This is a genomic window from Citrobacter sp., assembly GCF_050252275.1.
GTDB lineage: Bacteria > Pseudomonadota > Gammaproteobacteria > Enterobacterales > Enterobacteriaceae > Citrobacter_A > Citrobacter_A amalonaticus.
Genome location: NZ_JBFWLF010000277.1, coordinates 1 through 6,084 on the forward strand (window position 1 = coordinate 1; position 6,084 = coordinate 6,084).

The window sequence follows — 6,084 nt, forward strand, 5'->3', positions numbered from 1 at the left end:
GAGACCGATCAGTGGCATCATTAACAGCATGTGATTACTGAAATCATAAATCAGCAACTGCACCACCAGAATATAGAGACAGGCCAGTACCACACCGACGACGCGCCAGAGGGAACTCAGGACCGCGCCGCGATAGTGCATCGGAAAGAGGATCAAAATCCCCGCCATCAGCGCTGACAGCGAATCGCTCAGATCGCAAATCTGGAAGATCACAAAGATCATCGTCGCCACGGTGCCGGAAAGCAGCGATTCGTGGCGAATGCGGGCTTCGTCTTTCTCAATGCGCGGCGGCGGGTTACGCGGTTCCACATCGGGGATCAAATAGTGCAGCAGCGCACTCAGCGCTACCGCCATCACGCAGGCTTCCATGTTGGAAAACATCAGCGTGTGCCAGTCTGTGGTGGGATAGCTCATAAAATTGAGCATCGTACTCTGGCAGACCACACCCATTGACCCCAGCAGAAACAGCGGCCCCTTGCTCATAAAGCGAAAGCGCATCACGTAAAGGCCAAACACCACCAGCGTCATGATCACTGGCCACTGCGAGAGATAACCGACAATCAATACCATTTCGACGCAGTTCACCGCCGCACTGAACACAAACTGCCGCGCTACGTGGCGGTTAAACACCGGTACCAGCGACATCAGCATCAACGGATAGACCACGAAGAAAACGCCGTACTGGACGTTGTAAAAGGTCGAAATACTTAGCGCGATCGTCCCGGCAACGGCTATCCGCAGAGTCTGGCGAAAGTCGTTGGCTGTATAGACGATGTTGTCATGTGGCGTGAATACGCGCGCCAGGGTGTTAATAGACATAATGCAGCCAACTGACCAGGCGGATTTGCGCGCCAGCAAAAGTACGGGCAAAGGGGCCTTCGCTGTTATACAACTGCACCGTGGCGCGGGCACCGGTCGGTAACGGTTTGTCCAGTGGTTCACTCAGCGTCACGTGAATACGCATCCGTTGCGCATCGCGCACCCAGCGGGTGGATTGCTCTGGCTGCGACAGTTGACCGTTGACCTCTTCCTGTCCGGCGAGGATCCCCGCATCGCTGCTGGTCACACGCGCACGGAACACTTTACCCGGCATGGCATCAAACACCACGGCGGCATCGGTATTGACGCGGGTATGGCGCAGGCTCTTCTCGCGGAAATCGGCCACGATATCCGTCTGATTACTGACCAGCGCCAGCAGTGGCGTGGCGGCGGTAGCGTAAAGCCCGGCGTTAAGCTGGAGATTACTCACCGTTCCGTCCGTCTCTGCGCGCACTTTTGTCCATGCCAGATTCAACTGCGCCTCTTCCAGCGCATTACGATACTTTTGCAGCGTCACGTTATGGCTGTCTTCGCGCTCGCCGCGTTGGATCAGCAGATTCTGGATGTTGGCATGCAGCGCGGTTACCGACTGTTCACTGGTCTGCCAGGTCGTCCGCACCCTGTCGAGATCCGCCTGCGAAACGTTTTGCATCGCGCTTAGCCGCTGATAGCGGTCGAACGTCAGCTTGTCATTACGCGCAGTATATTCGGCAGTACGCAGGTTGGCGCGGGCAGAAGCAATCTGTGCATCCAGTTGCTGATTGCTCAGTCTGGCCTGCGCAAAGGCGATTTGCGCGGCCTCGACTTTGTTGATAAATGGCGTGGGATCCAGCTCATAAAGCAGATCGCCTTTTTTTACCTGGCTGTTATTGCGCACATAAACGTGCGAGACGTATCCGGAAACACGCGACGAAACCGGCGTGACCGAGCGCATCACCGTGGAGTCCGGCGTCAACGGGATCCAGATATCGGCAACGATAAACCAGGCGAATATGGCAAGGAAAGCGGCAATACTCACCCTTACCCAACGGGCAAATTTTTGTTCTGGGGTCATCATAGTTTTTAGTGTTGATTATCTTCTTCGCGGATTGTCCGCAGATTGCAGGCGATTACATTTAAGGTGGCGCTGAAGGAAGCGAGATCTGCTTCAGGAATGGTACGCGTGACGCGACATTGATAGGCTTCAATCATCCGGTTCAACTCTACCAGCCGGGCACGGCCTTCCGCAGTTAGCATTAGCAGACGGATGCGTTTGTCATAAGGCGATGTGGAACGCACCAGATAGCCCTGATTTTCCAGTTGTGTGAGCGTGCGCATCAGCGGTGGCAGTTCAATACCCTGCACCTGTGCCAGTTCACTGACCGAAACGTTATCTCCCAGTTGATACAGTTGCATCAGCACCGTCCAACTGGACTGGGTCAGGCCGGTATCGGTAATAGCCGCATCAATAATGGACCGCCATTGACGCACGACCATCGCCATACGCATCCCCAACGGGCGGCGGGCAAACAGCTCATCTTCAGTCATGTCTCTTTCCTCTCTAAGCGAAAGGAAAATAATACTTATCAGGGTAAGTATCAAGAAACACACTGTCTGTAAGCATGAATTGATAAATTTTATGAATATAAAAAAGGCCGGACGGGTTCCACCTCCAGCCTCTGACTGCTACAGTCACGCTATTCAATCTGATCCCGGCGTAATCCCAGATCCTTGAGTCGCTCATCACTCATCTGTTGCAGGATCCGTCGGGTTTGCGCCTGCAGATGCCATTTTTTAAACGCTCGCCAGATCAGGACAAAGCCAATAAACGGCTGCTTTGCTTTGTTTTCATGAAATTCCATACTCCACCCCCTCTCATACCAGAGCCTGTATTCTGGCGGTTTTCGGGTGGATCGATACAGATTCAAAAACAGCTTTTATTTAACATACAGATTCGCTAATACTGTCTCTGCATCGCACATTTTGCACCTGTCTGTACTGGTTTTTACATCTGTATGGCATCTTCGAGGGATACAGCATGACGCGTTACCAACATCTGGCTAATATTCTGGCCGAGCGTATTGAACAAGGGCTGTATCGTCACGGAGAGAAATTGCCGTCGGTACGCAGTCTGAGTCAGGAGCACGGTGTCAGTATCAGCACCGTACAGCAGGCGTATCAGGTACTGGAATCATTGCAGCTCATTACGCCGCAGCCCCGTTCAGGCTACTTCGTCGCGCCTCAGAAAGCGCTGCCGCCGGTCCCGCCGATGTCGCGTCCGGTACAGCGTCCGGTTGAGATTACCCAATGGGAGCAGGTACTGAACATGCTGGAAGGCCATCACGACCAATCGGTTATCCCGCTTAGCAGCGGTATTCCGGATGTTAGCCAACCCAGCCTGAAACCGCTCTGGCGCGAACTCAGTCGCGTAGCACAACACAATCTGAGTGCGGTTCTGGGCTACGATGAACTGGCTGGCAGCCTCGCACTACGCCAGCAAATCGCCCGGCTGATGCTGGATGGCGGATCGGTGGTTAACGCCGACGATCTGGTGATCACAAGCGGCAGTCAAAGCGGCATGTCACTGGCCCTGCTGGCCGTCTGCCAGCCAGGAGACATTGTCGCTGTGGAATCCCCGGCTTATTACGGCACCATGCAATTGCTGCGCGGTTTAGGGATCAAAGTGATTGAGATCCCGACCGATCCGGATACCGGCATCAGTATTGAAGCGCTGGAGCTGGCGCTTGAACAGTGGCCGATCAAAGGCGTTATCCTGGTGCCCAATTGCAATAACCCGCTCGGTTTTATCATGCCGGACACCCGTAAGCGGGCGGTGCTGGCGCTCGCTCAACGCCACGACATTGTGATTTTCGAGGATGATGTTTACGGTGAACTGGCGACAGAGTATCCCCGCCCCAGAACCATTCACTCCTGGGATATCGACGGTCGGGTTATCCTTTGCAGTTCATTCACCAAATCGGTCGCCCCTGGCCTGCGCGTCGGCTGGGTCGCTCCGGGTCGTTATCACGACAAATTACTGCATATGAAGTATGCGGTTATTGGCACCAACGTTCCCGCCACACAACTGGCGGCTGCGACGTTTGTCCAGGAAGGACACTATCACCGCCACGTCCGGCGAATGCGGCAGATTTATCAGCGTAATATGGAGATTTATACCTGCTGGGCGCGGGAATACTTTCCTTGTGGGATCTGCGTAACGCGACCAAAAGGCGGTTTTATGTTATGGGTTGAACTCCCGGAGCAGGTCGATATGGTTTGTGTCTCCAGACAACTCTGTCGCCTGAAAATTCAGGTCGCACCGGGTTCACTGTTTTCCGCATCCGGGAAATACCGCAACTGCGTGCGCATAAACTGTGCGCTTCCGCCCAACGAGAAGCACCGGGATGTGATGCAGAAACTGGGCGAGGCGATCAAAGTCGCGATGGAGTAAACATTCGACTTACCGGACGGCCTGAACGCGACACAGCGTATTCAGTGAATCACACTCTGCAGCTCTTCTGCGGAAAGTCTGGTAAGTCTTTGTACCGTGATATAACAAAGCATGACTATGCCGGAGGCACTAATTGTGACCCACACCCGAGATATTCCACAATCGTTCTGGCGCGATGAGCGGCTTGCATGGCTGGAGCTGCGCAGCACCTGGCGCAGTCATCAGGCCTATAAGCGCCATCACCATCCGCAACTCTCTGTTGGGGCCATTCTGGAAGGTGAAACCTGCTGTGTCAGCGATGGCAAAGAATACCGTCTGCAGGTGGGCGACCTGATAGTCATCCCGCCACGGGTACCGCACAGCTGTAATCCGGTCGATGGACAGTGTCGCAGCTACCATATGCTCTACCTGGACGCGGACTGGTGTGTTGCCCAGTTGTCCGAACAGACAATCCCTGCACCGTTTTTCGCCCCGAACCCGGTGATCCGCGATCCACAACGCTTTCAGCGCTTTCTCGACCTTGTGGCGTTAATGGAGAAACGGCAAACCGCGCCGCTTATCGATGCCGTCCGCCTCTTGCTGCGCGCACTCCCCTTGCAGTCAGGAAATCCGCCGCGTCCGCGAGCGACCAGTCAGTCTCTGAAAGCGCGGCTGCACAACAATTTGCTCTCTCCACCGTCGCTTGATGATGTCGCGCAAGAGTTCGGCATGCGCAAAGAGACGCTGATTCGCACCTTTAAGCAGGACACCGGTCTGACGCCGGGCAGTTATCTGAACATCGCGCGGATCGATTTTGCCAGAACGCGACTGCGCGCCGGAGACGATATCGCCGACGTCGGCTATCAGAGTGGTTTTGCCGACCAGAGCCATTTCCACCGCACCTTTGTCAGTTATACCGCCGCCACACCGCGTCAGTATGCGCGGGGACGATCAATATCAGACAATAATTAGCGTTTCACCGGGCGTAGCGTGTACTCAGGTTTGCACACTGAGGTCACTATGGAACCGTTGTCTGTACTCTTTCCCCCTGCCTTTCCCGCCCTGGCGCTGGCTCACTTTGTGGCGCTGCTCAGCCCCGGACCGGATTTCTTTTTACTGGTGGGCTACGCCGTTCGCTATCGACTGCGCGGCAGTGCCGGGCTGTGCCTGGGGATCGCCGCCGGTAACGGCATCTATATCCTGCTGGCGATTGCCGGCTGGGGGATCCTCCGTCAGCTTCCCCAGCTCTTCACGTTGATCGCACTGTTGGGCGCACTTTATTTACTGTGGATCGGCAGCCTGCTGCTACGCAGTCGTCCGCAAACGCTGACGGGCGCAGATGCCCAGTCCACGCGTCCGGGATTGGGCAAACAAGTGCTGCTGGGGCTGGGTTCGTCGCTGCTCAACCCGAAAAACGCCTTGTTCTATCTGGCGCTGATGACCGCCCTGCTTGGCCCGTCAGTGACGCTGGTGCAGCAGGCCGTCAGCGGGATCTGGATGACCAGCGTCGTACTGTGCTGGGATCTGTTGATTGTGATGGGGATTGGCCTGCCGTTTATCCAGCGACGGCTAAGCCACGGGATCGTGTGGATCGAACGTCTCGCCGGGGTCGTGTTGATCGCCTTTGGCTGCGGGATCGTCTGGCGCTTTCTCTTCCCGTAGCTCATTGAGATACTGAATGAATTCAGCCCATTCTATTGACTAACATCAAATTATAATGACACTTAAGGTGTATATTTTCCGTTCAACTTACTTTTCCCGAGGTGTGATGTGCTGATAACCATCTGTAATCGCTACACATTCTGACAAGCGTCAGAATGTGTTCCCCTGTCTGTGATTCTCATGGGCAGTGCTTT

General features: G+C 55.0%; 7 protein-coding genes. 3 read left to right on the forward strand and 4 right to left on the reverse strand.

The annotated features are described in order from the left end of the window. The 4 genes from AB7E14_RS19195 to AB7E14_RS19210 all read right to left on the reverse strand — a co-directional run. A partial coding sequence (locus tag AB7E14_RS19195; protein WP_428169808.1) for a DUF2955 domain-containing protein occupies positions 1 to 819 on the reverse strand: 819 nt, incomplete at its 3' end. After that, positions 809 to 1,876, reverse strand: coding sequence for an HlyD family secretion protein (locus AB7E14_RS19200; protein WP_192502142.1), 1,068 nt, complete (start codon positions 1,874 to 1,876; stop codon positions 809 to 811). The genes AB7E14_RS19200 and AB7E14_RS19195, both read right to left, overlap by 11 nt. 5 nt (positions 1,877 to 1,881) lie before the next feature. Continuing rightward, positions 1,882 to 2,346, reverse strand: a complete 465-nt coding sequence (locus tag AB7E14_RS19205; protein ID WP_044326769.1) for a MarR family winged helix-turn-helix transcriptional regulator — start codon at positions 2,344 to 2,346, stop codon at positions 1,882 to 1,884. Positions 2,347 to 2,495: 149 nt separating this feature from the next. Next, a complete protein-coding gene (locus tag AB7E14_RS19210) occupies positions 2,496 to 2,660 on the reverse strand; it encodes a DUF1127 domain-containing protein (RefSeq protein WP_071888362.1) in 165 nt (54 codons plus the stop codon). Between the two features lie 176 nt (positions 2,661 to 2,836). On the opposite strand from AB7E14_RS19210, the gene AB7E14_RS19215 reads away from it, so the two are divergent. The 3 genes from AB7E14_RS19215 (at position 2,837) to AB7E14_RS19225 (ending at position 5,890) form a co-directional block, all read left to right on the forward strand. Next, on the forward strand, positions 2,837 to 4,249 hold the full coding sequence (locus AB7E14_RS19215; RefSeq protein ID WP_044326770.1) for a PLP-dependent aminotransferase family protein: 1,413 nt from the start codon (positions 2,837 to 2,839) through the stop codon (positions 4,247 to 4,249). Between the two features lie 135 nt (positions 4,250 to 4,384). After that, on the forward strand, positions 4,385 to 5,200 hold the full coding sequence (locus AB7E14_RS19220) for an AraC family ligand binding domain-containing protein (protein WP_044326771.1): 816 nt from the start codon (positions 4,385 to 4,387) through the stop codon (positions 5,198 to 5,200). 48 nt (positions 5,201 to 5,248) lie between these two features. Further along, a complete protein-coding gene (locus AB7E14_RS19225) occupies positions 5,249 to 5,890 on the forward strand; it encodes a LysE family translocator (RefSeq protein WP_042999303.1) in 642 nt (213 codons plus the stop codon). Positions 5,891 to 6,084 lie beyond the last annotated feature (194 nt).

Excerpts from the sequence above, each read along its gene's own strand:
- AB7E14_RS19200 (WP_192502142.1), bottom strand. The coding sequence starts at position 1,876 with ATGATGACCCCAGAACAAAAATTTGCCCGTTGGGTAAGGGTGAGTATT.
- AB7E14_RS19225 (WP_042999303.1), top strand. The coding sequence starts at position 5,249 with ATGGAACCGTTGTCTGTACTCTTTCCCCCTGCCTTTCCCGCCCTGGCG.
- AB7E14_RS19205 (WP_044326769.1), bottom strand. The coding sequence starts at position 2,346 with ATGACTGAAGATGAGCTGTTTGCCCGCCGCCCGTTGGGGATGCGTATG.
- AB7E14_RS19210 (WP_071888362.1), bottom strand. The coding sequence starts at position 2,660 with ATGGAATTTCATGAAAACAAAGCAAAGCAGCCGTTTATTGGCTTTGTC.
- AB7E14_RS19215 (WP_044326770.1), top strand. The coding sequence starts at position 2,837 with ATGACGCGTTACCAACATCTGGCTAATATTCTGGCCGAGCGTATTGAA.